24 protein-coding genes are annotated in these 24812 nt (G+C 62.6%); 11 read left to right on the top strand and 13 right to left on the bottom strand.

The window, feature by feature from the left end:
- Positions 1-43: 43 nt before the first annotated feature.
- Complete coding sequence (locus AC1DX0_RS01700) at positions 44-1153, bottom strand: TRAP transporter substrate-binding protein (RefSeq protein ID WP_477354097.1); 1110 nt, start codon at positions 1151-1153, stop codon at positions 44-46.
- A gap of 262 nt (positions 1154-1415) precedes the next feature.
- On the opposite strand from AC1DX0_RS01700, the gene AC1DX0_RS01695 reads away from it, so the two are divergent.
- Complete coding sequence (locus AC1DX0_RS01695) at positions 1416-2189, top strand: gamma-glutamyl-gamma-aminobutyrate hydrolase family protein (RefSeq protein WP_477218551.1); 774 nt, start codon at positions 1416-1418, stop codon at positions 2187-2189.
- On the opposite strand, the gene AC1DX0_RS01690 is transcribed toward AC1DX0_RS01695, so the two are convergent.
- The 5 genes from AC1DX0_RS01690 to AC1DX0_RS01670 all read right to left on the bottom strand — a co-directional run bounded on the left by AC1DX0_RS01690 (position 2190) and on the right by AC1DX0_RS01670 (position 6599).
- Positions 2190-2588: a hypothetical protein gene (locus AC1DX0_RS01690; RefSeq protein WP_477219093.1), complete on the bottom strand. Its 399-nt coding sequence runs from the start codon at positions 2586-2588 to the stop codon at positions 2190-2192. It abuts the gene before it with no gap.
- A 171-nt stretch (positions 2589-2759) separates the two neighbouring features.
- On the bottom strand, positions 2760-3404 hold the full coding sequence (locus AC1DX0_RS01685; protein ID WP_477218552.1) for an outer membrane protein: 645 nt from the start codon (positions 3402-3404) through the stop codon (positions 2760-2762).
- Positions 3405-3633: 229 nt separating this feature from the next.
- Complete coding sequence (locus AC1DX0_RS01680; RefSeq protein ID WP_477218553.1) at positions 3634-4617, bottom strand: 2-hydroxyacid dehydrogenase; 984 nt, start codon at positions 4615-4617, stop codon at positions 3634-3636.
- The gene (locus tag AC1DX0_RS01675; protein ID WP_081850252.1) at positions 4614-5636 is read right to left on the bottom strand and encodes a LacI family DNA-binding transcriptional regulator; all 1023 of its coding nucleotides are present in this window, start codon (positions 5634-5636) and stop codon (positions 4614-4616) included. The genes AC1DX0_RS01680 and AC1DX0_RS01675 overlap by 4 nt, the downstream gene beginning before the upstream one ends.
- 78 nt (positions 5637-5714) lie before the next feature.
- A complete protein-coding gene (locus tag AC1DX0_RS01670; protein WP_477218554.1) occupies positions 5715-6599 on the bottom strand; it encodes a DMT family transporter in 885 nt (294 codons plus the stop codon).
- Between the two features lie 475 nt (positions 6600-7074).
- Between AC1DX0_RS01670 and AC1DX0_RS01665 the strand changes: the two genes are divergently transcribed.
- Positions 7075-8313: an MFS transporter gene (locus tag AC1DX0_RS01665; RefSeq protein ID WP_477218555.1), complete on the top strand. Its 1239-nt coding sequence runs from the start codon at positions 7075-7077 to the stop codon at positions 8311-8313.
- Between the two features lie 3 nt (positions 8314-8316).
- Here AC1DX0_RS01665 and AC1DX0_RS01660 read toward each other — a convergent pair whose 3' ends face one another.
- Positions 8317-8724 carry a DUF2000 family protein gene (locus tag AC1DX0_RS01660; protein WP_477219094.1) on the bottom strand — a complete coding sequence of 136 codons (408 nt, stop codon included), beginning with the start codon at positions 8722-8724 and terminating at the stop codon, positions 8317-8319.
- A 52-nt stretch (positions 8725-8776) separates the two neighbouring features.
- Here AC1DX0_RS01660 and AC1DX0_RS01655 point away from each other — a divergent pair, with 52 nt between their 5' ends.
- Positions 8777-9649, top strand: coding sequence for an AraC family transcriptional regulator (locus AC1DX0_RS01655; protein ID WP_477218556.1), 873 nt, complete (start codon positions 8777-8779; stop codon positions 9647-9649).
- 9 nt (positions 9650-9658) lie between these two features.
- Here the strand turns inward: AC1DX0_RS01655 and AC1DX0_RS01650 are convergent, their stop codons facing one another.
- Positions 9659-10129, bottom strand: a complete 471-nt coding sequence (locus AC1DX0_RS01650; RefSeq protein WP_027040586.1) for a MarR family transcriptional regulator — start codon at positions 10127-10129, stop codon at positions 9659-9661.
- Between the two features lie 424 nt (positions 10130-10553).
- On the opposite strand from AC1DX0_RS01650, the gene AC1DX0_RS01645 reads away from it, so the two are divergent.
- The 3 genes from AC1DX0_RS01645 to AC1DX0_RS01635 all read left to right on the top strand — a co-directional run bounded on the left by AC1DX0_RS01645 (position 10554) and on the right by AC1DX0_RS01635 (position 13006).
- Positions 10554-11618, top strand: a complete 1065-nt coding sequence (locus AC1DX0_RS01645; protein ID WP_477218557.1) for a CobW family GTP-binding protein — start codon at positions 10554-10556, stop codon at positions 11616-11618.
- A gap of 254 nt (positions 11619-11872) precedes the next feature.
- The gene (locus AC1DX0_RS01640) at positions 11873-12028 is read left to right on the top strand and encodes a hypothetical protein (protein ID WP_477218558.1); all 156 of its coding nucleotides are present in this window, start codon (positions 11873-11875) and stop codon (positions 12026-12028) included.
- 3 nt (positions 12029-12031) lie between these two features.
- The gene (locus AC1DX0_RS01635; protein ID WP_477218559.1) at positions 12032-13006 is read left to right on the top strand and encodes a WD40 repeat domain-containing protein; all 975 of its coding nucleotides are present in this window, start codon (positions 12032-12034) and stop codon (positions 13004-13006) included.
- Between the two features lie 15 nt (positions 13007-13021).
- Here the strand turns inward: AC1DX0_RS01635 and AC1DX0_RS01630 are convergent, their stop codons facing one another.
- Positions 13022-13474 carry a hypothetical protein gene (locus AC1DX0_RS01630; RefSeq protein ID WP_477218560.1) on the bottom strand — a complete coding sequence of 151 codons (453 nt, stop codon included), beginning with the start codon at positions 13472-13474 and terminating at the stop codon, positions 13022-13024.
- A 158-nt stretch (positions 13475-13632) separates the two neighbouring features.
- Between AC1DX0_RS01630 and AC1DX0_RS01625 the strand changes: the two genes are divergently transcribed.
- The 4 genes from AC1DX0_RS01625 to AC1DX0_RS01610 all read left to right on the top strand — a co-directional run bounded on the left by AC1DX0_RS01625 (position 13633) and on the right by AC1DX0_RS01610 (position 19215).
- Positions 13633-15012 (top strand): aspartate aminotransferase family protein, encoded by a 1380-nt coding sequence (locus tag AC1DX0_RS01625; protein WP_477218561.1) that lies wholly within the window; start codon positions 13633-13635, stop codon positions 15010-15012.
- An 11-nt stretch (positions 15013-15023) separates the two neighbouring features.
- The gene (locus tag AC1DX0_RS01620) at positions 15024-16424 is read left to right on the top strand and encodes a glutamine synthetase family protein (protein WP_477218562.1); all 1401 of its coding nucleotides are present in this window, start codon (positions 15024-15026) and stop codon (positions 16422-16424) included.
- Positions 16425-16510: 86 nt separating this feature from the next.
- Complete coding sequence (locus AC1DX0_RS01615) at positions 16511-17746, top strand: putative DNA modification/repair radical SAM protein (RefSeq protein WP_477218563.1); 1236 nt, start codon at positions 16511-16513, stop codon at positions 17744-17746.
- A gap of 2 nt (positions 17747-17748) precedes the next feature.
- Entirely contained in the window at positions 17749-19215 is a 1467-nt protein-coding gene (locus AC1DX0_RS01610) for a UdgX family uracil-DNA binding protein (RefSeq protein ID WP_477219095.1), read from the top strand.
- Positions 19216-19224: 9 nt separating this feature from the next.
- On the opposite strand, the gene AC1DX0_RS01605 is transcribed toward AC1DX0_RS01610, so the two are convergent.
- From AC1DX0_RS01605 to AC1DX0_RS01590, 4 genes are all read right to left on the bottom strand, one after another.
- Positions 19225-20490, bottom strand: coding sequence for a glycerate kinase type-2 family protein (locus AC1DX0_RS01605; protein ID WP_477218564.1), 1266 nt, complete (start codon positions 20488-20490; stop codon positions 19225-19227).
- A complete protein-coding gene (locus AC1DX0_RS01600) occupies positions 20487-20990 on the bottom strand; it encodes a heme-degrading domain-containing protein (protein ID WP_477218565.1) in 504 nt (167 codons plus the stop codon). The genes AC1DX0_RS01605 and AC1DX0_RS01600 overlap by 4 nt, the downstream gene beginning before the upstream one ends.
- 222 nt (positions 20991-21212) lie before the next feature.
- Complete coding sequence (gene guaD / locus AC1DX0_RS01595; RefSeq protein ID WP_477218566.1) at positions 21213-22529, bottom strand: guanine deaminase; 1317 nt, start codon at positions 22527-22529, stop codon at positions 21213-21215.
- A 1-nt stretch (position 22530) separates the two neighbouring features.
- Entirely contained in the window at positions 22531-23748 is a 1218-nt protein-coding gene (locus AC1DX0_RS01590; protein WP_477218567.1) for a urate hydroxylase PuuD, read from the bottom strand.
- A gap of 162 nt (positions 23749-23910) precedes the next feature.
- Between AC1DX0_RS01590 and AC1DX0_RS01585 the strand changes: the two genes are divergently transcribed.
- Positions 23911-24812: LysR family transcriptional regulator (locus AC1DX0_RS01585; protein WP_477354094.1), on the top strand; the 902-nt coding region annotated here is incomplete at its 3' end.

Below are 24812 nucleotides of genomic sequence, written 5' to 3'. Positions count from 1 at the left end.
ACGAGTACGCCCGGGGTCTCCTCAATGAATGCGACGGGACGGTTTACAGCTTGCCGTTGCGCTGCTGGACCATCATGAAGGTGTCGTAATTGTACTCGGCCACCTGTGCCCAGAGATAGTGCTCCTTGCGGAAGCCCTTGATGGATTCCCAGATCTTCTTGAACGGCGCATTAGAGGCCTCCATTTCGGCATAGACCTCGTTGGCCTTTTCGAAGCAGGCGGCCATGATCTCCTGGCTGAACGGACGCAGTTTGGCGCCACCGGCCACCAGCCGCTTTACCGCCGCGGGGTTCACATAATCGTATTTCTGCAGCATGTCGGCGTCGGTGGCTTGCGCGGCAGTGCGCAACAGCGATTTGTAAGCCGGCGAAAGCTCGTCGTATTTCGCCTTGTTGAACATCAAATGGACGGTCGGACCGCCCTCCCACCAGCCTGGATAGTAGTAATAGGGCGCGACCTTATAGAAGCCGAGCTTCTCGTCGTCATAGGGGCCGACCCATTCGGCGGCGTCGATCGTGCCTTTTTCCAGCGCCGGATAGATGTCGCCGCCGGCGATCTGCTGCGGCACGACGCCGAGCTTCTGCACCACCTTGCCGGCAAAGCCGCCGATGCGCATCTTGAGGCCCGAGAGGTCGGCGACCGTGTTGATCTCCTTGCGGAACCAGCCGCCCATCTGCACGCCGGTGTTGCCGCCCGGCAGGCCGAACAAGCCTTGCGTGGCGAGGAACTCGTTGAACAGATCAATGCCGCCGCCATGGTAGTGCCAGGCATTCATGCCGCGTGCGTTGAGCGAAAAGGGAACCGCCGCGCCGAGCGCCCATGTCGGGTCCTTGCCCCAGTAATAATATGCCACCGTATGGCAGGCCTCGACCGTGCCGGCCGTGGTGGCGTCGGCGGCCTGCAGGCCGGGGACAAGCTCGCCGGCGGCAAAGACCTGAATCTGGAAATTGCCGTCGGTGGCTTCCGACAGCATCTTGGAGAACACCTCGGCGCCGCCATAGATGGTGTCGAGCGATTTCGGGAAGGACGACGCCAGCCGCCATGTCAGCTTGGGATTTGACTGGGCTATTGCTGGTGCCGCAAGCGTGGCCGCCGCGGCGGCGGCACCGACGCCGGTTACGCCGGCCTTGCGAATGAATGAACGACGATCCATGCAGTTCCTCCCTTTTGGATCAACAGACCGATTTTCAGGAATCCTCGGCTCCCGCATCGGTTGGCCGAAACAATACACGGGCAAGAGGTCTAGTCCAGCACGGCGGCCTGATTTGGTAACCAAGCCATGCGACCCTGCAACTATAGTCTAACAGGCGGTTTCGTGGCCCATGCGACACGCTGAAACTTGGCATGGAAAAATGCCCGGAGATCGCCTATTTTGAAGGCAGGACATCCCTTGCCCGATGGAAAACAGAGCCAAAATGCACCAACCGCTCGTCGCCATATCGACCGACGTCCGTCAGTTCGACAACTACACCTGGCATGCCGCCCCGCAGCAATATCTGGAAGCAGCGATTACCGGCGCCGGCGTGTTCCCACTGCTGGTGCCATCGTTCGGCGACAGGCTCGACTTCGACGAACTTTTGTCTTCTGTCGACGGCGTCATGGTCACCGGCTCGAAATCCAACGTGCACCCCTCGCTTTATGGTGGCGATGCCAGCGAAGCCAACGGTCCCTACGACCCGGCGCGTGATGCCACCACGCTGCCGCTGATCCGCCGGGCGATCGAGCGCGGCGTGCCGCTGCTCGCCATTTGCCGTGGCATCCAGGAATTGAACGTCGCGCTCGGCGGCACGCTGGGCACCGAGATCCAGGAGCGCGAAGGTTCGCTCGACCACCGCGCGCCGGTGAGCGACAAACAGGACGAACGCTTCGCCATCCACCAGACGATTTCGATCAAGCAAGGCAGCTGCCTGGCCGGCGTGTTCGGCGCCGGCGATATCAAGGTCAATTCCTTGCATCGCCAGGCGATCGACCGGCTGGGATCGAAGCTTGAGATCGAAGCTGTCGCCACGGACGGCACGGTCGAAGCGGTTTCGGTCAAAGGCGCCCGCGCCTTCGCAGTCGGCGTCCAGTGGCACCCGGAATACTGGGTCAAATCGGACAGCAACTCGGCCAAGATTTTCCGCGCCTTCGGCGATGCGGTGCGCCTTCATGCCGTCGCGAAGGCCGGTGCGCGGGCCGCCGCGGAATAGTCAGTCGCCAGCCTTCCGATCGCTCGCCAGTGACAGCAAGGGCGTGGCCGGGGCGTAGGACTCGTAGCCATCTCCGTCGGCAACGCTGAAGGTGACAATCGGATCGGTGCCGTTGGCGCTGAAGGCAACCGTGCCGTCATTTTGTTCGCGCCAAAACTTTGCCCGTTCTATGCCGGGCAGCAGACGACGGCATGCCGGAGCAACGTTAAGCCGGGACAAGCCATCCGAAATTTCGGCCCCGCGGCTCACCGCGCAGGCCGCCTCATCGCCATTGGCGACCAGCCTGTAAGCGTTGGACGGCGTGGCCTCTTTGGCAACGCTTTCGCCATTGCCGTCATGAAACAGCTGAACGCCACCAACCAGGGCTGCGGCAGCGATTAACGCGGAAAGCACTCTCATCATTCTTCATCCATGCACGCGGACAGGATGAAGAATGATTTCAAAGGGTTAAGCTGGCGTTAATAAGTATGGCAAACTGCCATCGGCACCACGAACAGGGCGTGCATTCCGCAATCAGGGAACGGAGCAACATGGCTCCGGTGCCCGATGAGCCGCCGCGACTACTTCACATCAAAACTTGTAGCTGAAGCCGACGCGGACAGCCTGGGTCTTTACATCGGTCGGATAATTGTAGCCGCTGTCGGTCGCCGGATTATCGGTGAAGGTGCCGAAATCACTGTAGCGATACTCAACGCGGGTCGTCCATTTTGGCGAGAGGGCATATTCGACGCCGGCGCCCACGGTCCAACCCGCCTTGGTGTTGGATGTATTGTCGGTTGTTACCCCGTCATCGTAATTGGTGTGGAAATGGGCTACGGCCAGGCCACCCGTAGCGTAGAGCAAGGCCGGTCCGGTTGCGTAGCCAAGGCGAGCCCTCAGCGAACCCTGAACGTCGATTTTGGTCTTGATGGTGCCAGCAAACGCCGAATCCACTGAACCGCTCGCTCCCGACCCCTCGATATCGCCTTCAACGCCGAGAACATACGAATCGAAGGCCTGATTGTAGCCGAGGTGAATACCACCGAGCACGCCGTTGGATTTCCACGAATCGGACCAATCGGAAGCGCCGCTTCCTATCTCTGAATCATGGCTGTCGACATCTCCCCAGCCATACCCGATCTGGGCGCCGACATAGGCGCCTGTCCAGTCATAGGCAACGGGAGCCGAGACGAGCGAATCGGCAGCGAAAGCGCTGCCTGAAACGACGACCAGCATTGTCGATGCTAGAAGAAGAAACTTCACGTAGCGCCCCGCTCGTTGACTGTCGGCAAACTACCTTGCTTCAGCCAACTTCACGTAGCGCCCCGCTCGTTGACTGTCGGCAAACTACCTTGCTTCAGCCGCGTAGCAAGCGCGTATCAGGATACAGAGGTGTCAGAAGCGCCCGATTTCCGACCTATGGTTGCAGATCGGCCACGTTTCGCGGCCTATTCGGCCAATCTTGCTAAGTCCTGACCTTCACATGCGCTGTCTCCGGCACCGGTGTCAGCGGTCGGCGCTCGGTGAACCATGACACCAGATTGTCGACGCAGAGATCGGCCATGGCGCGGCGCGTGTGCTCCGATGCCGAGCCGACATGCGGCAACAGCGAGGTGTTGGGCGCATCGAGCAGCGCCTTGGGCACATTCGGTTCGTCGGCGAAGACATCGAGCCCGGCGGCGGCGATGGTGCCGTCGGCAAGGGCTGCCGCAAGAGCGGCCTCATCGACCGTGCTGCCGCGGCCGATGTTGACGAAAACGCCGTTGGCGCCGAGTGCCGACAGAATCTCGGCATTGACCGCCTTCTGCGTCGAAGCCCCGCCCGGCGCTACCGAAATCAGCGTGTCGACCGCTTCAGCAAGGCCCTTCAGCGTCGGGTGGTACTGGTAGGAAAGGCCTTCGACACGGCGCCGGTTGTGGTAGGCGACCGGCAGGCCAAACGCCTCAAGCCGCCGGGCAATGGCCTGCCCGATGCGACCCATGCCGAAAATGCCGACACGGCGCGCACGCAAGGTCAGCCGGCTCAGCGGATAGTTGCCCATGCGCACCCAGCTGCCATCGCGCAGCCAGTTTTCCGCGCGCGGCAGGTCACGGATCGTGTTGATCAGCAGCCCGATCGCGGTGTCGGCGACCTCCTCGGTCAGCACGTCGGGCGTGTTGGTGACCATGATGTTCTTCGCCGCGGCATGGCCGACATCGACCGAGTCATAGCCGACGCCGAAGGAGGCGATGAGTTCGAGATTGGGCAAGGCATCCATCATCGCGGCGCTGATGCCGGCAAAAGAGGCAATGCCGCGCACCGCGCGGCGCATCTCGTCGGTGACCAGCGCCGGATCGGCGCGTTCGATCCTGACCTGGTTGAAGGTACGGTCGATACGCCTGACGGCATGGTCGCTGAAGTCCGCCGGCACCAGAATGGCAACGGCTTGCAGTTGTTCGGCCTTGGTCATGCACGCTCCACCGGCTTGCCGGTCGACTGGCGGACATGCAGTTCCGGCTTGATCAGTTCCTGCGAGGGCCGCACCGTCTGCCCGTTGAGCTTGTCGAGCAGCGCGCTGGCGGCGCGGCGGCCGACCTCGCGCTGGCCGTTCCAGACGGTGGTCAGCGCCGGCGTGGCGATCGCCGCCTCCTCGAGATCGTCATAGCCGGTGACGGAGATGTCGATGCCCGGTACCAGGCCGGCACGGGCAATGCCATTCATCAGGCCGATAGCCACAAGATCGTTCCAGCAGCAGGCGGCGGTCGGCTTGTCCTTCAGCGCCAGGAACTGCCCGGCGGCCTCGAAGCCCGCCTGCTTGGTGCGCGGGCCGGCAATGCGCCAGGACGGCCTGACTTCGAGCCCGGCCGCTTCCATGGCGTTGACATAGCCCTGGTAGCGGTCGCGGCCGGTCGAGGTCTGGTCGGTGCCGCCGATCATGGCGATGCGCTTGTGACCAAGCGAGATGAGATGGTTGGTGGCGAGGCCTGTTCCGTAGGAGTCGTCGCCGCGAAACACCGGCACGTCGGCGCCCTCGACGGTGCGCGCGATCAGCACCGCTGGCAGGCCGTTCTCCTCGGCCATCAGGATGTCGGAAGCCGGCGTGCCGATGGCCGGCGACATGATGACACCGTCGGCGCCGAGCTGCAGCAGCGTATCGATGAAGGTGCGCTGTTTCTCGAGCTGGTCGTAGTGATTGGACAGGATGAAGGTCTGCCGGCTGCGGTCGAGTTCGCTTTCGATCGAGCGCAGGATCTCGGCGAAGAACGGGTTCATGATGTCGTGCACGACGACACCGACAATGCCCGAACGCGAGGTACGCAGGCTGGCGGCGCGGCGGTTGTAAATATAGCCGATGGCGCGCGCATGTTCCTTGATGCGGTCGCGCGTCGAGCCGGCAACCAGCGGGCTGTCGCGCAGCGCCAGTGACACGGTGGCCGTGGACACGCCGAGTGCATCGGCGATCGTCGAAAGCTTGATTTTTTGTGCCAGCGCCTTGCGCTCCCCGAACGACCTGAATTCCGACCTAAACTGTTTAAAGGCGGCGTTATGCCACCGATCGGGGGCAAATCAAAGTTTTTTTGCCAGCGCCTCGGCCTCGACATCGGATGCCGCGCGGCTCCGCAGCCGAAGCCGGTGCTCGCGGTGGACGATATAGAGGCCGCTGGCAACGATGATGGCGGCACCGACCAGCGTCCAGCGGTCGGGGAACTGGTTGAAGACGATCCAGCCGGAAATGATCATCCACACCATCTGCGAATAGGGATAGGGTGCCAATGCCGTGGTCGTCGCCAGCCGATAGGCCTGCACCAGCAGCCAATGCCCGACACCGCCGAAGACGCCAAGCATAAGCAGCACGAACCAGTGCCAACCATCATGCGGCAACGAGAAGGAAAACGGCAGCATCGGCAAAAGCAGCACCGCCGGCGCCAGCGCCGAGAACAGGATCAAGCTTTCCGAGGTCTCGGTCGCCGACATGCGGCGCGTCATGATGACGTAGAAGCTGTTCGACAGCATCGAGCCGAGCGCGAAGAGATGGCCGATGCCGAAAACGCCGACGCCTGGCCTTGTGATGATCAGAACCCCGGCGAAAGCAGCCAGGATGGCCAGCCAGCGCCGCCAGCCGGCCCATTCGCCGAGCAGCGGGCCGGCAAGTGCGGTGATCACCATCGGCCCGAAGAAATAGATCGATGTCGTCTCGGCCAGCTGCAGGGAGCGCAGCGCCATGATGTTGCACATGGTCGAGCCAAACAGGAACACACCGCGCAGCACATGTGCCGGCAGGTTAACCGGGCGAAATCGCATCGGTTGGCGCCAACCGCGCAGCAGCGTGCCGACCAGCACGACATGCACGGCAAAGCGCACCCAGGCGACGATCAGCGCGGAAACGCCGGCTAGGACGAGATATTTGCTTGAGGTGTCGAGGAAGGTGAAGAAGACATAGGTGGTCAGCATGCACAGGATCGCCACCGGCGGCGTCGCGCTTTCTGGATATTTTTGGGAAGCATTCACTTGCAGGCCGGGGGAAAGCTGGGCTGAAGCCCACCTTTGCGGGAATTGTCGCTTGCCGGCAAGCCAAAAGCGCCTGGCACAACAAGACGCGTCGGCAGGCTTAGCCGCCCTCGTCTCGCGGCCCAAACCGCTGCCCTCGCTCGGGCCAAGCGTGAGGACAGGCTACATGCATGGTCTCTGTTGCCGATCAACGTCGAAAGCTTGCTGCCTTGACGACATCCGGCTTTCCGCCTAGCTCTGATGTCATGAACATCGCAATGGCTTTGATCGTCGTAAGGGAGCGCATGGGCAGGATGGTGTAACCATCCGGCGGAAGCACCCATGCGCAGTAAGCAGGCTCCTGACGGGGCCTTTTTTTATGCCCGGAATTTGGGCCGCCTCGTCAGACTTCAATCCCACCGACAAGGCGAGCGAGATCATGGCAAGCGATAACCCCATCCGAAGCCCGGGCACAGACATATCCGGGAGAGCGACAGTCTCCGAACCCGCTGCTCCACCCCGACTGATTACCCTTATCCTGCTTTCGGCTCTTGCCGTATTGCCGGTGAACATGATCTTGCCGTCGCTGCCGAACATTGCCGCAACGTTCCGGGCTGATTTCGCATTGGTCAATCTGTCGGTCGCCGGCTTTGCGATCATCACCGCCGTCATCGAGGCCATCGGAGGCGCAATATCGGACCGATTTGGGCGCCGGCCGGTCGTCTTGATATCTCTCTCGATCTTCGTCATCGCGTCCATTGGCTGCGCTCTGGCTCCCAATATCGGCATTTTCCTTCTGTTTCGCGCGATGCAGGCGTGCATCGGCCCCTGCTATTCCGTCGCTCTGGTCATCATCAAGGAGACATCGGATGAACGCGAAACCGCCAGCAAATTTGGTTATCTCGCCATGGGCTGGGCACTCGCGCCCATGGTCGGTCCTCTGTTTGGCGGGTCACTGGACGAACTGTTCGGATGGCGGTCAAGCTTCGTTGTCTTCGCGATCCTCGGTATGGCCGCCTACGCCCTATCCGCGCGCGAGATCAGAAGAACTCCATTGTCGAGATCGCACAGGAATTACCTTGCCTCCTACAGGCTGCTCCTGAGTTCGGCGCGGTTTTGGGCCTACACACTGTGCATGGCCTCCTCGATGGGCGTGCTTTATGTCTTTCTGGGCGGAGCCCCATTGGCCGTCGGTAACGCGCTCGGCGGGTCAAGCGCCAAGCTCGGGCTTTACATGGGATTGGTCCCTACCGGCTTCATTCTCGGCAGCTATCTGGCCGGGCGTTACGCCTCGAAGACCTCGCTGGCTGCCATGCTTGTTTTTGCGCGCCTCCTGACCTGCGCCGGCCTGCTGGCCGGTCTGGTCCTGTCAAGCTTTGGCATCACTCACGTCCTGGCCTTCTTTGGACCTTGCCTGTTCATCGGCATCGGTAATGGATTGACCATGCCTGCCGCCAACAGCGGCGCCTTGTCGGTACGATCGGATCTGGTTGGCACCGCCGCGGGACTGACCGCCGCAATGCGGATCGGCGGCGGGGCACTCATCGCGTCCATCGCCGGCCTGTTCCTGGCAGTTTCGATCCCTGCGCTGTTCGTCATGATGCTGATACCGGCGGTACTCGCCTTGTTGGCGGCGCTGTACGCCGCCCGCCTCGACCGGCGGCAGCCTGCCGATTGATCCCTATGCATGCATGCGGGCGCCCTTGGTGATTTTGTCGACGAGCTTCTTCTCGGCACGGAGCGCGATGCCGACCACCTTGGCGTCTTCAGGCGCGAACTCGGCGAAGACGGCGCGGTTGGCGGCGTCGAAGCCGGTCGAGAACATCTCCTCGACATAGAGCGAGGTTGTCACGCCGCGCTCCAGCGCGCGCCGGTGGATCGTGGCGAGCGTCGCCTGGTCGGCCGAGAGCACGATGACCGGCTGGATCGACAGCGGATTGTAAAGATTGCCGGAGCGGTCACGATAGGGCTCGCCAATGATGTCGGGAAACTGCGCGACGATGCCGCTGGTCAGGAAAGCGGTGACGTTGAGTTTCTGCCAGACGGGCAAGTCTTCCCGCAGAACGATTGCAAATTTCGTATCGAACATGAGAAAATGGACCATTCGAGGTTGTGCCCCGATGTCGGGGCTGAAGGAGACGATGTCGCACGATGTAGGCAGCCAGGCCTTCGAGGGTCTTGGACGTTTGTGCGCCGATGCAGCGGAAAACTGCATCATCTCGGCTCCCGACCCTGTGGGGATGGAGCGGATCGAGGCGCGGTTCCACGGCAGCGCCTTCGATCTGCATCGCCATGACACCTACGCGATCGGGGTGACGCTGCAAGGCGTGCAGACCTTTCGCTACCGCGGCGCGACGCGGCTAAGCCTGCCCGGCCAGATCATCGTGCTGCATCCCGACGAATTGCATGATGGCGGCGCCGGCACCGAGGACGGGTTGCGCTACAGGATGCTCTATCTCGAGCCGTCGCTGATGCTGGACTGCCTGGGCGGCGCATCGCTGCCCTTCGTCAGGGATGCCGTGGTGAGGGATGACACTTTCTGCACAACGCTGCTTTCAGCGCTGGGACCATTGGAGCAGGAACTCGACGAGCTGTTCGTCGACGACTTCCTGGCGCAACTGATGCAAAGCCTGGCGCGGCATGCCGGCCAGCCGGCGAAGCCTATGGCCAGAACGGCGTGGCGGGCGGCCGCGCTGGCGCGTGACTATCTCACGGAGAACGCAATGCGCGCCGTGCGCTCCGGCGAGCTGGAAGCCATCACCGGGCTCGACCGCTACGCGCTGTCACGGCATTTCCGCGCTGCGTTCTCGACCAGCCCGCATCGTTTCCTGGTGATGCGCCGGCTTCAGCGTGCGCGGCGGATGATCACCGCCGGCGAACCGCTGGCGCAGATCGCGGTCGAGGCCGGCTTCACCGACCAGAGCCACTTCAACAGGCAATTCAAGAAGGCGTTCGGCATGACGCCGGGACGCTGGTCGTCGCTGATTAGGGACTCGGCCCCGGCAGCGGCCTGATCGTTACGATCAGTCGTCCGACTCGGCGTCGTCGTCCATCAACACCAGTTCCTCATTGGAGAGGTTGGCTTCGATGCGGGCGAGCAGCTTGAACAGCGCCTTCTGGTCCTTCTTGTCGAGGCCCTTCAGCGCCTGCTTTTCGGTCTTCTTCACCGATTTCTCGATGGCGCGGATGGTTTCGCGGCCGGTCTCGGTGAGGAAGATGTGCGCCTGGCGGGCATCGGACTCGGAGGCGCGCTTTTCCAGAAAACCCTGCGCCTGCAGCCGGTTGATGGTCTTGGTGATGGTCGGCGGGCGCACGCCGAGGCGGCCGGCAAGATTGCCCGGCGTCTGGCCGTCCTCGCGGTCGAGCGCCAGCATGATCTGGTCCTGGCCGGCATAGAAGCCGTGCGCCAGAAGCCGGGCCGCCAGCGCGGTTCTTGCCAGCCTTGCCGCCGAATGCAGCCGGCTCATTGTTGCAGTCTTGTCCGCCTTGGCCATGGTCATCCCTCTTCGGCCGTACCGGTGCGTACAGCATAGACGCAGCCGGCCGGTTGGCAATCGACGATCGAAAAGATTCCGGCGCTCCAAACAGCTTTGCCGGCAAGCATTGCGGTGTCCGCCGTGGCTAATGCCAGATGTTTATTTCAGTTAGATGACAAACGAGTTTCGACGGCGCCGGATTCACAGGAACCGCCATGCGGATGCAATGCGCCGACGGGCAGCGTCTGGCAAGGTGCCCTGTTCTGTCGTCCCATCGCCGGGCCGACGATCCTTTCCGCCGCCATGACCACGGAACAAACCCAGCCGGCCGCTTTGGACCATTGGTTTGCCCCGTGCAAAAGCCCGGCACACATCCTATATGGAGCCGACAATCCCTTTTCGCGGCCGAGTTTTTCAAGGCCCAGACATTTCGAGGCAAGCCATGAGCGACGCACAGACGCAGATCCCCGTAACCGTTCTCACCGGCTATCTCGGCGCCGGCAAGACGACGCTGCTCAACCGCATCCTGTCGGAAAACCACGGCAAGCGTTACGCGGTCATCGTCAATGAATTCGGCGAAATCGGCATCGACAACGACCTGATCGTGGAATCCGACGAGGAAATCTACGAGATGAACAATGGCTGCGTCTGCTGCACGGTGCGCGGCGACCTGATCCGCGTCGTCGAGGGCCTGATGCGCCGGCCCGGCCGTTTCGATGCCATCGTGGTCGAGACCACCGGTCTCGCCGATCCGGTGCCGGTGGCGCAGACCTTCTTCATGGATGACGACGTGCGCTCAAAGACCAGGCTCGATGCGGTGGTGGCGCTGGTCGACGCCAAGCACCTGCCGCTCAGGCTCAAGGATTCCAAGGAAGCCGAGGACCAGATCGCTTTTGCCGACGTCGTCGTGCTCAACAAGACCGATCTGGTCACCCCCGAAGAGCTGGCCAAGGTCGAGGCGACGATCCGCGCCATCAACCCAGCGGCCAGGATCCACCGCACGACGCGCGCCGGTGTTGCCCTGTCGGAAGTGCTCGACCGCGGCGCCTTCGACCTGTCGCGGGCGCTGGAAAACGACCCGCATTTCCTCGAGGCGCATGACGATCATGATCATCATGACCACGATCATCACGACCATGATGGCCACGACCACCATGATCATGACGGGCATGATCATCACCATCACGCGCATCCTTCCGACATCCATGATGTGACGGTGCAGTCGGTGTCGCTGCGCGGTGGCGAGATGGATCCGAAGAAGTTCTTCCCGTGGATCGAGAAGATCACCCAGATGGAAGGCCCCAACATCCTGCGGCTGAAAGGCATTATTGCCTTGAAGGGCGATGATGAGCGCTATGTCATCCAGGGCGTGCACATGATCATCGAAGGCGACCATCAGCGCGCCTGGAAGGACGGCGAGAAACATGAGAGCCGGCTGGTGTTCATCGGCCGCGAACTCGATGCCGAGCGGCTGAAGAAGAGTTTTGACGCCTGCCAGGCGGCTTGACGCCAAGCAAGGTAGTGTGGAAAAGGGGCTGTCGGCTCGAAGGCCGATAGCTCCATCCCCTCTTGGGCTGAACTGCATGCCGGATGCCCGGCAAATCAATGACAAAGCGAGTGCGTAGGTCGGACTTGTGCGCCAATTTCGCGACCGAGATAGAATACTATCCTTACGTTATCCAACTTTTTTCGAGAGAAAGAGGACGCTTCTTTCGTCTTGGTGACATTGCTCCCGCACTGGCCAGGTCCGGCGAGAACATCGTGGTTTCCTGGGGTTCCCTCGATGGTGATGACGATCAGCGCATCGTCAACTTCATCGACATCTCGGACTTTTGGACGAAGTTCTATGTCGTCATGCATGAAGCCTATCTGGAAACCTACTCACCTCTGTTCGCCAAAAGCAGGAAATTGAACTAGCCCATGCCAACCGTCGCCCCGCTTGATCTCGAAGGCCATTGCGTCGCCGCCGTCTTCCTCGGCAACGTGCCGCATTTCGCGCTGGCCGACGGTGCCATCCACCGGCTCGACAATGGCCACAAGACGGTGCAGGCCAATGACGGGCTGCTCGCGGCTTTCCATGATGCAGCCAACGACCGCCTGATCACCGGCGGCGAGGACGGCAAGGTGTTTGCCGTGAAAACCGGCGGCGAAGTCGCCGAACTGGCAAGCGCCGGCAAGAAATGGATCACCAGCGTCGCCGCCGGGCCGCAAGGCGCCATCGCCTATGCGACCGGCAAGACCGCCTTCGTGCGTTTCGCCGATGGCAAGACAAGGGAATTTGTCCATCCGCGCTCGGTCGAGGGGCTGGCGTTTTCGCCCAAGGGCATGCGCTTTGGCGTCGCCCGCTACAATGGCGCGACGCTGCATTTCCCGGCCGCCGATGGCAAGCCGGTGGAGCTCGAATGGGCCGGCGCCCATACCGGCATCACCTTCTCGCCGGAGGGCGCCTTCCTCGTCACCACCATGCAGGAAAACGCGCTGCATGGCTGGAAACTGGCGGACGGCAAGCACATGCGCATGACCGGCTATCCCGGCAAGGTCAAAAGCCTGTCATGGAGCGTGAAGGGCAAGTGGCTGGCGAGTTCCGGCGCGCCGGCGGCGATCCTCTGGCCGTTCTCGGGCAAGGACGGCCCGATGGGCAAGGCGCCGCTGGAACTCGGCACACGCGGCAACGCCATGGTGACGGCGGTCGCCTGCCACCCAAGCCAGGATGTCGTCGCCGTCGGCTATGATGACGGCATGGTGATGGCTGTGCGCTTTTCCGACGCCAAGGAAGTGCTGTTGCGCAGGCCGGGCAAGGGCGCCATCACCTCGATGATGTGGGACAAGGAAGAACGTCGCGTCGCCTTCGGCAGCGCCGCCGGGGACTGCGGCGTCATCGACATCACGGCGTAGCCTGGAAATAGCGGACTACTCAGCCCCGCACGACACCTTGCCCGTCAACTCCGCCGGCTTACCGTCCTTTTCCGTGTCGGCGGCATTGTCATAGACGGCAAGCGTGTACTGCCCATCATAGACGCCTTCATCGCTGGCCTTGGTCAGGATCGTCAGTTCGACCGAATTGAAGGTGCTTGCCGCCTCGTATTCGCGGTAGATGTTCAGCCGCAGATCCTTGTCGTCCAGCCAGTATTGGGTCAGGTTGGAATCCTCGAACACCGTCTTGCGCAATCCATCGCCAACCGGCCTCGCCTTGATTTCGAGATCGCCGCGAAAGTTGAAGGTCGGGCCGCCCATGCCTCTGGTGACGCCGGCGCCGACGTCGAATGTCACCGCCGTATCGTCGACGTTGCACCAGATGCCGCCTGAGGCGAAGGCCGTGCTGGCCGTCGACAGCAGCATTGCCGCAGAGATGATCATGCGCATTTTTGTTCCCCCACCTCAAATTCCCGCTCATATTGGCGCTGACTTCGCCAGCCCGGTCAAGCGCTGCTGCCAAGGGCTGAGCCAATGCAGGGCCGACGCGCGGCCAATTGCGGTTGCGGACATGGATTGGCTAAGAGGTACCTACGAGAGGGGTTTCCATGCACAGCAGCCACAGTTCAAAGACCATCGGCGGCATCAGCCGTGACCGCATCGCGCAATTGCGCGAGACCGAAGGGGCGGCCTTCCGCGCAGCACGGCCTAAATCGCAAGCCAAGGTCGGCAACGGTCTGCCCGGCTTCTTCGGTGGCGTGCCGATGCACTGGATGAACGACTGGCCGACGCCGTTTCCAATCCTGGTCGACAGCGCCAGGGGTGCTGCGATCACCGACATCGACGGCAACCGGCTCGACGATTTCTGCCTCGGCGACACCGGCTCGATGTTCGGCCATTCGCCGCCGCCGGTGGCGCGCGCCATCCGCCGCCAGGCCGGACGCGGCCTGACCTATATGCTGCCCTCGGAAGACGCGCTTGCCATCGGGCCGTTGCTGCAACAACGCTTCGGCCTGCCGTTCTGGCAGATCGCGACGACGGCGACCGACGCCAATCGCTTTGCGTTGCGCATCGCCCGCGCCGTCACAGGGCGGGAAAAAATTCTCGTCTTCAACGGCTGCTACCACGGCTCGGTCGACGAGACGATGGTGCGGCTGATCGACGGCAAGCCAGTCAACCGGCCGGGACTGGCGGGCGAATTCCGCGACCTGACCCGCACGGCCAAGGTGATCGAGTTCAACGATGTTGCCGCACTGGAAGCAGCGCTCAAGGACAGGGATGTGGCCTGCGTCATCGCCGAGCCGGTGCTGACCAATTCCTGCATGGTGCTGGCCGATCCGGGCTTCCATGACGCGCTGCGCCGGCTGACCCGCGCAGCCGGCACGCTGCTCCTGATCGACGAGACACACACGATCTCGACCGGGCCAGGCGGTTACACCCGGAAATACGGGCTCGACCCGGACCTCTTCGTGCTGGGCAAGCCGATTGCCGGTGGCGTGCCGGCAAGTGTCTGGGGCATGAGCGATGAGCTCGCCTCGCGCTACGCCGACTACAACAGGACCAAGGAGCCCGGCTATTCCGGCATGGGCACGACGCTGTCGGCCAACCCGCTGCAGTTCGCGACGATGCGCGCCACGCTGGAAGAGGTGATGACGCCGGAGAACTATGACCGAATGGACCATCTGGCGCAGCGTCTGGATGCCGGACTGACCGGCGTGATCGAGCGCTATAATCTGCCCTGGCATGTCGCCCGTGTCGGCGCCCGCGTCGAGTTCATCTGTGCACCCGGCCCGTTGCGCAACGGCGCCGAGGCGGAGACGGCGCATGCGCCGGAACTGGAGGCCGCCATCCATGTCGCGCTGGTCAATCGCGGCGTGCTGATCGCGCCCTTCCACAATATGATGCTGATCTCGCCGGCGACGTCAGGTGCCCAGGTCAACCGCCTGATCAGCGCCTTCGCTGCGGTTGCGGCAAAGCTTGCGGCATGAGACAAGCGGCCATGGACAATGCCATCGTGACCTCACCTTCGGGGTCCTCGCCCACCGAAGCGCAAGCCTTTCTCGACGCCCATCCCGAGATCGAAGCCTTCGATATCGTGCTGACCGATGCCAATGGCGTCGGCCGCGGCAAGATCGTGCGCCGGCATGAGCTGAAAAGCATTTTCGAGGGCGGCCGGCATATGCCGATCTCGATCCTCGGCCTCGACATCACCGGCGAGGATGTGCACGAGACCGGGCTGATCTGGACCACCGGCGACGGCGATCTCAGGGCATGGCCGATCCCCGGCACGCTGGTGCCGCTCTACGGCACCAACCCGGCACGCGGCCAGGTGCTGATGGCGATGTATCATCTCGATGGCCAGCCCATGTCGTCGGATCCGCGGCTGGCGCTGGCCCGGCAGGTCGACATATTGGCGGCCAAGGGGCTTTACCCGGCCGGTGCCTTCGAGCTGGAATTTTTTCTGCTTGCCAATGAACGTGATGCCGATGGCAAGGTGCAGCCGGCGCGCGCCGTACTCGATGGCCGGGTTTCGGGCAAGACGGAAGTCTATTCCGTCGACCATCTGCACGGCATGGAACCGCTGTTCTCCGACATCTACGCCGCGGCCAAGGCGCAAGGCATTCCGGCCGAGACGGTGATTTCCGAATATGCGCCGGGCCAGTACGAATTGACGCTGAACTACCGCAAGGATGTGATGCGGGCGGCAGACGACCTCGTCATGTTGAAGCGGCTGGTGCGGGCACAGGCGCGCCGCCATGGCGTGACCGCCTGCTTCATGGCCAAGCCGATCGAGAAATATGCTGGCTCGGGCATGCATTTCCACGTCTCGCTGCAGGACAAGGCCGGCCGCAACGTCTTTGCCGAAGCCGGTGGCGAGAGCTGGTCGCTGCCCCTATTGCAAGGGCTTGGCGGCCTGATCCAGACGATGGCGGAATCGATGCTGGTGTTTGCGCCGCACGCCAATTCCTGGCGGCGCTTCGTCTCGCAATCCTATGCGCCGGTGGCGCCGACCTGGGGCGTCAACAACCGTTCTGTGGCGTTGCGCGTGCCGGCGGGCGATGCCAAGAACCGGCGCATCGAGCATCGGCCGTCGGGCGTCGACGCCAATCCCTATCTGATCGCGGCGACGGTGCTGGCGGGCATCATCAAAGGCCTCGACGAAGGGCTCGACCCCGGTCCTGAGACCACGGGCAATGGCTATGAGGGAGCGGTCACCCGCACAACGATGCCGGCGGATTGGCGCGCTGCCATCGAAGCGGCCAAGGCCTCCAGCTTCCTGAAAGGCGCGCTTGGCGAGGACCTGCACCGCACCTTCGTGGCGATCAAACAGTCCGAATATCTGCGCGTGGCACGCACGGTCAGCGAACTGGATTATCATCTCTACCTGCACGAGGTTTGACGACCTGACATAGGCGGCGATCACTTTTTTCGTCGCCTATGTCAAATGAGGTAGCGCGGCAGCCGTTCAGAACATATCATGAACTTATGAGCGCTCTCACCGTCCGTGAAAAGCTGGCAATCCTGTCCGACGCCGCCAAGTATGACGCTTCCTGCGCCTCGTCAGGCTCGGCGAAAAAGGATTCGCTGAAATCCGGCGGCATCGGCTCCACCGAAGGCATGGGCATATGCCATTCCTATGCGCCGGACGGCCGCTGCATTTCGCTGTTGAAAATCCTGCTCACCAATTTCTGCATCTACGATTGCAGCTATTGCATCAACCGCTCGTCCTCGAATGTGCGGCGTGCCCGCTTCAGCATCGACGAGGTGGTGAAGCTGACCATGGATTTCTATCGGCGCAATTACATCGAAGGCCTGTTCCTGTCCTCGGGGGTTATCCGCTCGCCTGATGAGACCATGGGCGAAATGGTCGAGGTGGCGCGACGGCTGCGGCTGGAGGAAAAGTTCTCCGGCTATATCCATCTCAAAACCATTCCGGAAAGCTCGGCGGAATTGGTCGAGCAGGCCGGTCTCTACGCCGACCGGCTGTCGATCAACGTCGAGCTGCCAACTGACGAGGGCGTGAAGAAGCTGGCGCCAGAAAAGAAGCCGGAGACGATCCGGCTTTCCATGGCCAGGCTACGTCAGAAGATGGAAGAAAAGGCCGAGCCGACGCTAAGGACCAAAAAGCGCGAACGCTTCGCGCCCGGTGGTCAGTCGACGCAGATGATCGTCGGCGCCGACAAGACCTCCGACGACGGCATATTGCACACCAGCGCCCGGCTTTATGGCAGCTACCATCTGCGGCGCGTCTATTATTCCGCCTTCAGCCCGATACCGGATTCCTCGTCGTCCCTGCCGCTGCGGAAGCCGCCGCTGATGCGCGAGCATCGGCTTTATCAAGCCGACTGGCTGATGCGGTTCTATGGATTCTCGCAGCCGGAAATCCTGGCCGGCAGCAGCGATGGCATGCTCGACCTCGCCATCGACCCGAAGTTGGCCTGGGCGCTGCGCAACAGGGGACAGTTTCCCGTCGACATTAACCGCGCCGACCGCGAGGCGCTGCTGCGCGTCCCCGGTCTCGGCACCAAGGTGGTGGCGAAAATCCTGGAGACACGCCGCCACCGGCGGCTGCGGCTCGAAGATGTCGGGCGGATTTGCCAGTCGATCGCCAAGCTCAGGCCGTTCATCATCGCCGAGGGCTGGTCGCCGGGAGCGCTCACCGACAAGCAGGGCTTGCGCAACACGATCGTACGCTCCTGCGAACAGCTGTCGCTGTTTTGACCATGCTATCGGCCGAGCTCAACCTTGCCCGATACAGTGTTCGGCTCGACAGCGAGACCGACTTTTCAGGCTGGCGCGACGCGGCACGGCGGCTGGCATTGAACGAGATCAAGCCCGAGGACATCAGCTGGCATGTCGCGGCCGGCTCCGACCAACCGCCGAGCGATTTGCCAGCCGTGCCTGCGGGGGCGCAACTCGTGGTGCCGCGCGACTTTATCGAGCACGCTGAAACCGCCTTCTGCCAGTCAGATCCCACTCGCTTTGCTTTTCTCTACCGATTGCTGTGGCGACTGCGCGGCGAACCCAAGCTGCTGGCGATCGCATCGGATCCCGACACCAGGCGGCTCGAGGCGATGGAAAAAGCGGTGCGGCGCGACAGCCACAAGATGCATGCCTTCGTGCGCTTCCGGAAGATCGGCGACGGCGACGAGGAGCGTTATGTCGCCTGGTTCGAGCCCGATCATTTCATTGTCGAGCGCAATGCGGATTTCTTTGTCAGGCGCTTCACCGGCATGCGCTGGACGATCCTGACGCCGCACGCCTCCGCCGACTGGGATGGCGAAAGACTGGCGATCGGGCCGGGTGCCGCCAAGGGCGATGCGCCTGATCAAGACGACACCGAGGCGCTGTGGCGCACCTATTTCGAGAATATCTTCAACCCGGCACGGCTGAAGGTGAAGGCCATGCAGAAGGAAATGCCGAAGAAATACTGGCGGAACCTTCCCGAGGCCTCGCTCATTCCAGAACTGATCGCAGGAGCTGACAAGGCCGCCAAGGACATGATTGCGAAGATACCAACGACGCCGGCGCCGCACCACGCCAAGGTGCAGGCCAGGCATTGGCCGAAGCAGCCGGCCAAGTCGCCGCAAGACGACGACGCCGGTACGATTTCCGAATTGCGCGAGGCCGCAAAAGGCTGTCGCCGCTGCCCGCTTTGGCGCGATGCGACCCAGACCGTATTCGGCGAAGGCCCTCACAATGCCAAGGTGATTTTCGTCGGCGAACAGCCGGGTGATCAGGAGGATCTCGCCGGCAAACCTTTCGTCGGCCCGGCGGGCAAGGTGTTTGACGCCATACTGGCCGACGCTGAGGTCGACAGACAAAAGGTCTACGTCACCAATGCGGTCAAGCACTTCAAGTTCGAGCCGCGCGGCAAGCGCCGCATCCATTCCAAGCCCAATGCCGGCGAGGTCCAGGCCTGCCGCTGGTGGATCGATCGGGAGTTCGCGCTGATCAAGCCGGACCTTGCGGTGGCACTCGGCGCCACGGCGGCACTGTCGCTGCTGGGCAAGGCGATCCCAGTGACGAAAATGCGCGGCCAGGTGATCGAGCGCGAGGATGGTTTGAGGGTTTTCATCACCATCCACCCCTCCTTCATCCTGCGCATCCATGAGCCCGCGGAGAAGGAAGCCGAACGCCAACGGTTTCTAAGGGATATGAGAGAGGTGAAGCGGCTGATGGCAGCGTAAGTTGTTTGCCTAGCGGATAAGGATCGCCCTGAGGTCGTTGACATTTGTTCCGGTCGGACCAGGCACGAAAAGATCGCCAACCGCATTAAACGCCGTCCAGGCATTGTTCCCCGCCAGCATGGCCTTTGCGTCGACACCCGACGCGCGCATGCGCGACACTGTCGAGCCATCGGCAAAAGCGCCGGCATTGTTTTCCGAACCGTCGATGCCGTCCGTGTCGGCGGCCAGGGCGTGAATACATTGCACGCCATTGATGCCGATGGCGAAGGCGAGCAGGAATTCCGAATTGCGGCCGCCCTTGCCTTTTGCCCGCAAGGTCACCGTGGTTTCGCCGCCGGACAGGATCAACACCGGCTTCGAAAATGGACGATTGCGGGTCGCCACTTCGCGCGCGATTGCGGCGTGGACGCCGCCGACTTCACGCGCTTCGCCTTCAATGGCATCGGAGAGGATGATGGCTTCGATCCCCTGTCGCCGGGCTTCTCCCGCTGCTGCTTCCAACGATACCCCAGCCGAGGCGATCAGGTGCACCTCATTGCGCGAAAAGCGCTGATCGTCGGGATCTGGCGCATCGGCCGCCGGCGAATTGATGTGCGCCATCACCGAGGCCGGCAGCTTCATGCCATAGGCTGATATCGAGGCCAATGCGTCTTCGCGGCTGCCGGTATCGGGGACCGTCGGCCCGGAGGCGACAAGGGCCGGATTGTCGCCGGGAATGTCTGACACAACCAGCGACACCACCTTGGCCGGCCAAGCGGCTGCGGCCAGCCGGCCGCCCTTGATGGTCGAGACATGCTTGCGGATGGTGTTCATCGCCGCGATCGGCGCGCCGGAGGCAAGCAGCGCCTCGTTGACGGCGATCTCGTCGGCCAGCGTCAGGCTACTGGCGGGCGACGGCAGCAGCGCCGAGCCGCCACCGGAAATCAACGCCACGACCAGATCATCCTCGGTGAGGCCCTGGACTTTTGCCAGCAGGCGCCGCGAGGCCTCGAGGCCAGCGGCATCCGGCACCGGATGCGCCGCCTCGATGATCTCGATGCGCTCGCATTTGGCACCATAGCCATAGCGGGTGACGACCAGCCCTTCGATCGGACCGTCCCAGACCTTCTCGAAGGCCGCCGCCATCTGCGCCGAGCCCTTGCCGGCACCGATGACGATGGTGCGGCCCTTCGGCTTCGCCGGCAAATGATCCCGGATGGTTAGCTCCGGATCGGCGGCGGCCACGGCGGCGTTGAAGATGGAGATGAGGAAAGCCTTGGGGTCGAGCACGGTCATTCAGCTTCCGACGACAGCGCCAGCCTACGCTTGTCGATGCCCAGATGATCGCAGAGCGCATCGACCACGACGCCGTGATCCTCACGTTCCGGCAGGCCGGAAACGGCGATCACGCCAATCACGCCGGCGCCTTTGACAGTCACCGGAAAACCGCCGCCAGCGAGCACATAGTCCGAGATGTCGAGCCCCTCGCCGACCTTGAAAGTGCGGTCGGGGCGCTGCTGTTCCAGCACCATGCCATAGGTGCTTCTGAGGAACCGCCTGACGACATTGATCTTGCGCCGCGCCCAGTCGGGATTGGAGGCGTTCGACCCCGGAAAGGCCGCATAGAACAGCGGCCGGTCCCACAGCCTGATATCGACGATGATGGGGAGGTTTTCGGCGATTGCGCGGTCGCGAATGGCTGAACCGATCTTGAAGGCGACGGCCTCATCGAAGGCGAGAAAGACCAGCGTCTCTTCCTGTTTCCGGATCAGGGCGATGTCGTCCGCAGCGGCCATTTTCTTTCTCCGAAAATCGTCACACGTCGTTTGTACGACAAGGACTGCCGGGTCAAGCTCCCGTCGAGACCGCCCCCTCATCCGGCCGCTTCGCGGCCACCTTCTCCCCGCTGGGGAGAAGAGACTGGCGCTCGTGCCGGCTCCCTCCTCTCCCCTCGGGGAGAGGTCGGATTGCCCCGAATTGCCCTTCGCAATTCGGTTGGCAATCCGGGTGAGGGGGGTCTACCCTGCGATCATGTCGCTCTTGGCGGCCCGCCCCGCGACATAGACCTCGCGCACGGCGCGGTCGTCGCCAAGCGTCTGCAGCAGAAACAATTCCTGCGCCAGCGTCTGCGCCGTTTCCATCCTGAGCCGCATCGCCGGTGTTGCCCTGGCGTCGAGCACGACGATGTCGGCGTCGGTGCCTTCCTCCAGCGTGCCGATCTTGTCGGCCACCGAGAGCGCCTCGGCATTGCCGCGCGTGATCTGCCAGAAGGACTGGAACGGGTTCAGCTTCTCGCCGTTCAGCGCGATCACCTTGTAGCCTTCGTCCATGGTGCGCAGCATGGAATAGTTGGTGCCACCGCCGACATCGGTGGCGGCGGCGATACGCAGCGGCTTGTCGCGGCGGCGAAAGCGCTGATAGTCGAACAGGCCGGAACCGAGGAACAGGTTCGAGGTCGGGCAGAACACCGCCACCGAGCCACTCTCCGAAAGCGCGTCCGCCTCGCGTTCCGACAAATGGATGCAATGGCCGAACAGGCTCTTTTTGCCCAGCAGCCCGTAATGTTCGTAGACATCGGTGTAGTCGCGCGACCAGGGGTAAAGCTGTTGCGTGAAGGCGATCTCGGCGTGGTTTTCCGAGAGATGCGTCTGCATGTGCAGGTCGGGATATTCGCGGCAGAGCGCACCGGCCATCTCCATCTGCTCCGGCGACGAGGTGATGGCGAAGCGCGGCGTGATGGCGTAGTGCTGGCGGCCCTTGCCGTGCCACTCCGCGATCAGCGCCTTCGTGTCGTCATAGCCGGATTGCGGCGTGTCGAGCACGCCTTCAGGCGCATTGCGGTCCATCATCACCTTGCCGGCGATGTTGAGCATGTTGCGATCATGCGACTCCGCGAAAAAGGCTTCGGCGGAGGCCTTGTGCACGGAGCAGTAGGCGACCACCGTCGTCGTGCCGTGGCGCACCATTTCGTCGAGGAACAGCCTGGCGATACGGCGGCCATGCTGCGCGTTGGCGAACTTCGTCTCTTCAGGAAAAGTGTAGGTGTTCAGCCAGTCGAGCAGTTCGGCACCGTAGGAAGCGATGATCTGCATCTGCGGGAAATGCACATGGGTATCGATAAAGCCCGGCAACAGCAGGTGCGGCCGGTGATCGATCTTTTTTGTCCCCTCACCGGCCTGTTTTTCGACATCGCTATAAGCGCCCGATGCAACGATCCTGCCATCGCTGATCAGCAGGCCGCCATCCTCCTCGTAGCGCCAGGCCGAATGGTCGTCGATGGTTTGCGGCCAACGCACGAAGGACAGCGTGCGGCCGCGCAGAAGTGTCGAGGTCATGCTATTTCCCCGCGCCTTCGAACCAGGCCACCAGCAGCGCCCGCTCCTTGTCGGTGATTTGGCTGACATTGGCGGGCGGCATGGCGTGGCTGCGGCCGGCCTGCAGATAGATCTCGCGGGCGTGGTTGGCGATTGCCGCGTCGCTATCCAACATCACCCCCTTGGGTGCGTGGTAGATACCCTCATAGACCGGTTCTGCCGTGTGGCACATGGAGCAGCGGCCGAGCACGGTGTCGCGCACCGCCGGGAAATGGGCGGAGGCGATATAGATGTCCGCCGAGGCGGACGCCTTGGACTCCCCGGTCAGCACCTTCGGCACCGTCGACAGCCAGATGATGATGATGAACAGGACCAGGGCGCCCAGCCACGTCCAGTGCGGGTTGCCTGCACGCTTGTGCACGGTGTTGAAATAGTGCCGGATCAGCACGCCGATGATGAACACCAGCGAGGCGATGACCCAGTTGAACTGCGTGGCGAACGCCAGGGGGTAGTGGTTCGACAGCATCAGGAACAGCACCGGCAGCGTCAGATAATTGTTGTGAAGCGAGCGCTGCTTGGCGATCTTGCCGTATTTCGGGTCAGGCTTGCGGCCGGCAATCAGGTCGGCGACGACGATCTTCTGGTTGGGGATGATGACCATGAAGACATTGGCCGACATGATCGTGGCGGTGATGGCGCCCAGATGCAGGAAGGCGGCGCGGCCGGTGAACAGATGTGTCAGCCCCCAGGCGATGAACACCAGCACGCCATAGAGCACCAGCATCAGGCCGGTGTCGCTTTTGCCAAGCGGCGAGCGGCAGAGCAGATCGTAGACCACCCAGCCGACGCCAATCGTGGCCATCGACAAAAGGATTCCGACCGGCACCGACATCGGCAGCACGTTGGGATCGATCAGGAACAGATCGGCGCCGGCGTAGTAGACGACGCACAGCATGGCGAAGCCGGACAGCCAGGTGGCGTAGGATTCCCATTTGAACCAGGTCAGGTGTTCGGGCATCTCGGCCGGCGCCACCAGATATTTCTGGATGTGGTAGAAGCCGCCGCCATGCACCTGCCATTCCTCGCCGAAGGCGCCGACAGGCATGCCCGGCCGCTGGCGCAAGCCGAGATCGAGCGCGACGAAATAGAACGACGAGCCGATCCAGGCGATGCCGGTGATGACGTGCAGCCAGCGCACGGCGAAGCTCAGCCATTCCCAGAAAATCGCGAAATCCATCATTGAAGTCGTCCCTGCCGATGACGCGACTTTACGGTGTCGCACGCAAACGGAAAGAGGCGAGGTGTACGATGACTTTCAAAAAAAAATGGAAAATACTAGGGTGGTCACACGCAGCAGGAAGGGAGCCGCCCGAAGGCGAGCTCAGGAAAGCCACGGAACCGCATGGCCTATCTCGACAACATCGCCGTCTTCGTTCGCGTCGTCGAACTCGGCAATCTGTCGGCGGCGGGCCGCGACATGCGCATTTCGCCGGCGGTCGCCTCCAACCGCATCAAGGAACTGGAAAAACATCTGGGCGTCAGGCTGTTCAACCGCACCACGCGGCAGTTGATGCCGACCGAGCATGGCACGGTTTTCTACTCGGGCGCCAAGCAGGTGCTGGAGGCGATCACCGAAGCGGAAGCCGCGGTCTCGGCATTATCCGGCCAGCCGCGCGGCACTATCAAAGTGACCGCACCGCTTGGCCTCGGCCGTCGGCTGGTCGCCTCGGGCATTCCCGATTTCCACGACAAGTATCCAGATATCGAGGTGCGGCTGAGGCTCTCGGACCACAATATCGATATCATGAAGGAAGGCATCGACGTAGCCTTCAAGCTCGGCATCATCGAGGATTCCAGTCTCAGGATGCGCGGCATCATGGAATGTGAGCGCGTGTTGGTGGCTGCGCCAAAATATCTGGAAGCGCGCGGCGAACCGATAGAGCCGCAGGAACTGATCGGCAAGAAGCATGACTGCCTGATGCTGCGCTATTCCGGCGCGCGCGAATATGTCTGGACATTGCAGACCCCCACCGGTCCGCAGAAATTCGAGGTGCACGGGCCCTACGACACCGACGACGGCGACGTGCTGACCGGCTGGGCGTTGTCCGGGCGCGGCATCATCAACAAGCCGCGTTTCGAGGTCGAGCCGTTCATCCGCGACAGGCGGCTGCAGGTGATCCTAGCCAACACGCCGCCGACGCCGGTGCAATTCGCCGCCGTCTATCCGCACAAGAAGCTGCAGGACCCAAAGGTGCGGCTGTTGCTCGACTTCATGGCCGAGCGCTGCCAGCGTCTGATCAAGGA

This window comes from Mesorhizobium sp. P3_A9, assembly GCF_056402975.1.
Note: the sequence above shows the minus strand (reverse complement) of the source record. Positions and strands in the feature narration are given on the sequence as shown.

Excerpts from the sequence above, each read along its gene's own strand:
- AC1DX0_RS01700 (WP_477354097.1), bottom strand. The coding sequence starts at position 1,153 with ATGGATCGTCGTTCATTCATTCGCAAGGCCGGCGTAACCGGCGTCGGT.
- AC1DX0_RS01695 (WP_477218551.1), top strand. The coding sequence starts at position 1,416 with ATGCACCAACCGCTCGTCGCCATATCGACCGACGTCCGTCAGTTCGAC.
- AC1DX0_RS01690 (WP_477219093.1), bottom strand. The coding sequence starts at position 2,588 with ATGAGAGTGCTTTCCGCGTTAATCGCTGCCGCAGCCCTGGTTGGTGGC.
- AC1DX0_RS01685 (WP_477218552.1), bottom strand. The coding sequence starts at position 3,404 with ATGCTGGTCGTCGTTTCAGGCAGCGCTTTCGCTGCCGATTCGCTCGTC.
- AC1DX0_RS01680 (WP_477218553.1), bottom strand. The coding sequence starts at position 4,617 with ATGACCAAGGCCGAACAACTGCAAGCCGTTGCCATTCTGGTGCCGGCG.
- AC1DX0_RS01670 (WP_477218554.1), bottom strand. The coding sequence starts at position 6,599 with ATGCTGACCACCTATGTCTTCTTCACCTTCCTCGACACCTCAAGCAAA.
- AC1DX0_RS01665 (WP_477218555.1), top strand. The coding sequence starts at position 7,075 with ATGGCAAGCGATAACCCCATCCGAAGCCCGGGCACAGACATATCCGGG.
- AC1DX0_RS01660 (WP_477219094.1), bottom strand. The coding sequence starts at position 8,724 with ATGTTCGATACGAAATTTGCAATCGTTCTGCGGGAAGACTTGCCCGTC.
- AC1DX0_RS01655 (WP_477218556.1), top strand. The coding sequence starts at position 8,777 with ATGTCGCACGATGTAGGCAGCCAGGCCTTCGAGGGTCTTGGACGTTTG.
- AC1DX0_RS01650 (WP_027040586.1), bottom strand. The coding sequence starts at position 10,129 with ATGGCCAAGGCGGACAAGACTGCAACAATGAGCCGGCTGCATTCGGCG.
- AC1DX0_RS01645 (WP_477218557.1), top strand. The coding sequence starts at position 10,554 with ATGAGCGACGCACAGACGCAGATCCCCGTAACCGTTCTCACCGGCTAT.
- AC1DX0_RS01635 (WP_477218559.1), top strand. The coding sequence starts at position 12,032 with ATGCCAACCGTCGCCCCGCTTGATCTCGAAGGCCATTGCGTCGCCGCC.
- AC1DX0_RS01630 (WP_477218560.1), bottom strand. The coding sequence starts at position 13,474 with ATGCGCATGATCATCTCTGCGGCAATGCTGCTGTCGACGGCCAGCACG.
- AC1DX0_RS01625 (WP_477218561.1), top strand. The coding sequence starts at position 13,633 with ATGCACAGCAGCCACAGTTCAAAGACCATCGGCGGCATCAGCCGTGAC.
- AC1DX0_RS01620 (WP_477218562.1), top strand. The coding sequence starts at position 15,024 with ATGGACAATGCCATCGTGACCTCACCTTCGGGGTCCTCGCCCACCGAA.
- AC1DX0_RS01615 (WP_477218563.1), top strand. The coding sequence starts at position 16,511 with ATGAGCGCTCTCACCGTCCGTGAAAAGCTGGCAATCCTGTCCGACGCC.
- AC1DX0_RS01610 (WP_477219095.1), top strand. The coding sequence starts at position 17,749 with ATGCTATCGGCCGAGCTCAACCTTGCCCGATACAGTGTTCGGCTCGAC.
- AC1DX0_RS01605 (WP_477218564.1), bottom strand. The coding sequence starts at position 20,490 with ATGACCGTGCTCGACCCCAAGGCTTTCCTCATCTCCATCTTCAACGCC.
- AC1DX0_RS01600 (WP_477218565.1), bottom strand. The coding sequence starts at position 20,990 with ATGGCCGCTGCGGACGACATCGCCCTGATCCGGAAACAGGAAGAGACG.
- guaD (WP_477218566.1), bottom strand. The coding sequence starts at position 22,529 with ATGACCTCGACACTTCTGCGCGGCCGCACGCTGTCCTTCGTGCGTTGG.
- AC1DX0_RS01590 (WP_477218567.1), bottom strand. The coding sequence starts at position 23,748 with ATGATGGATTTCGCGATTTTCTGGGAATGGCTGAGCTTCGCCGTGCGC.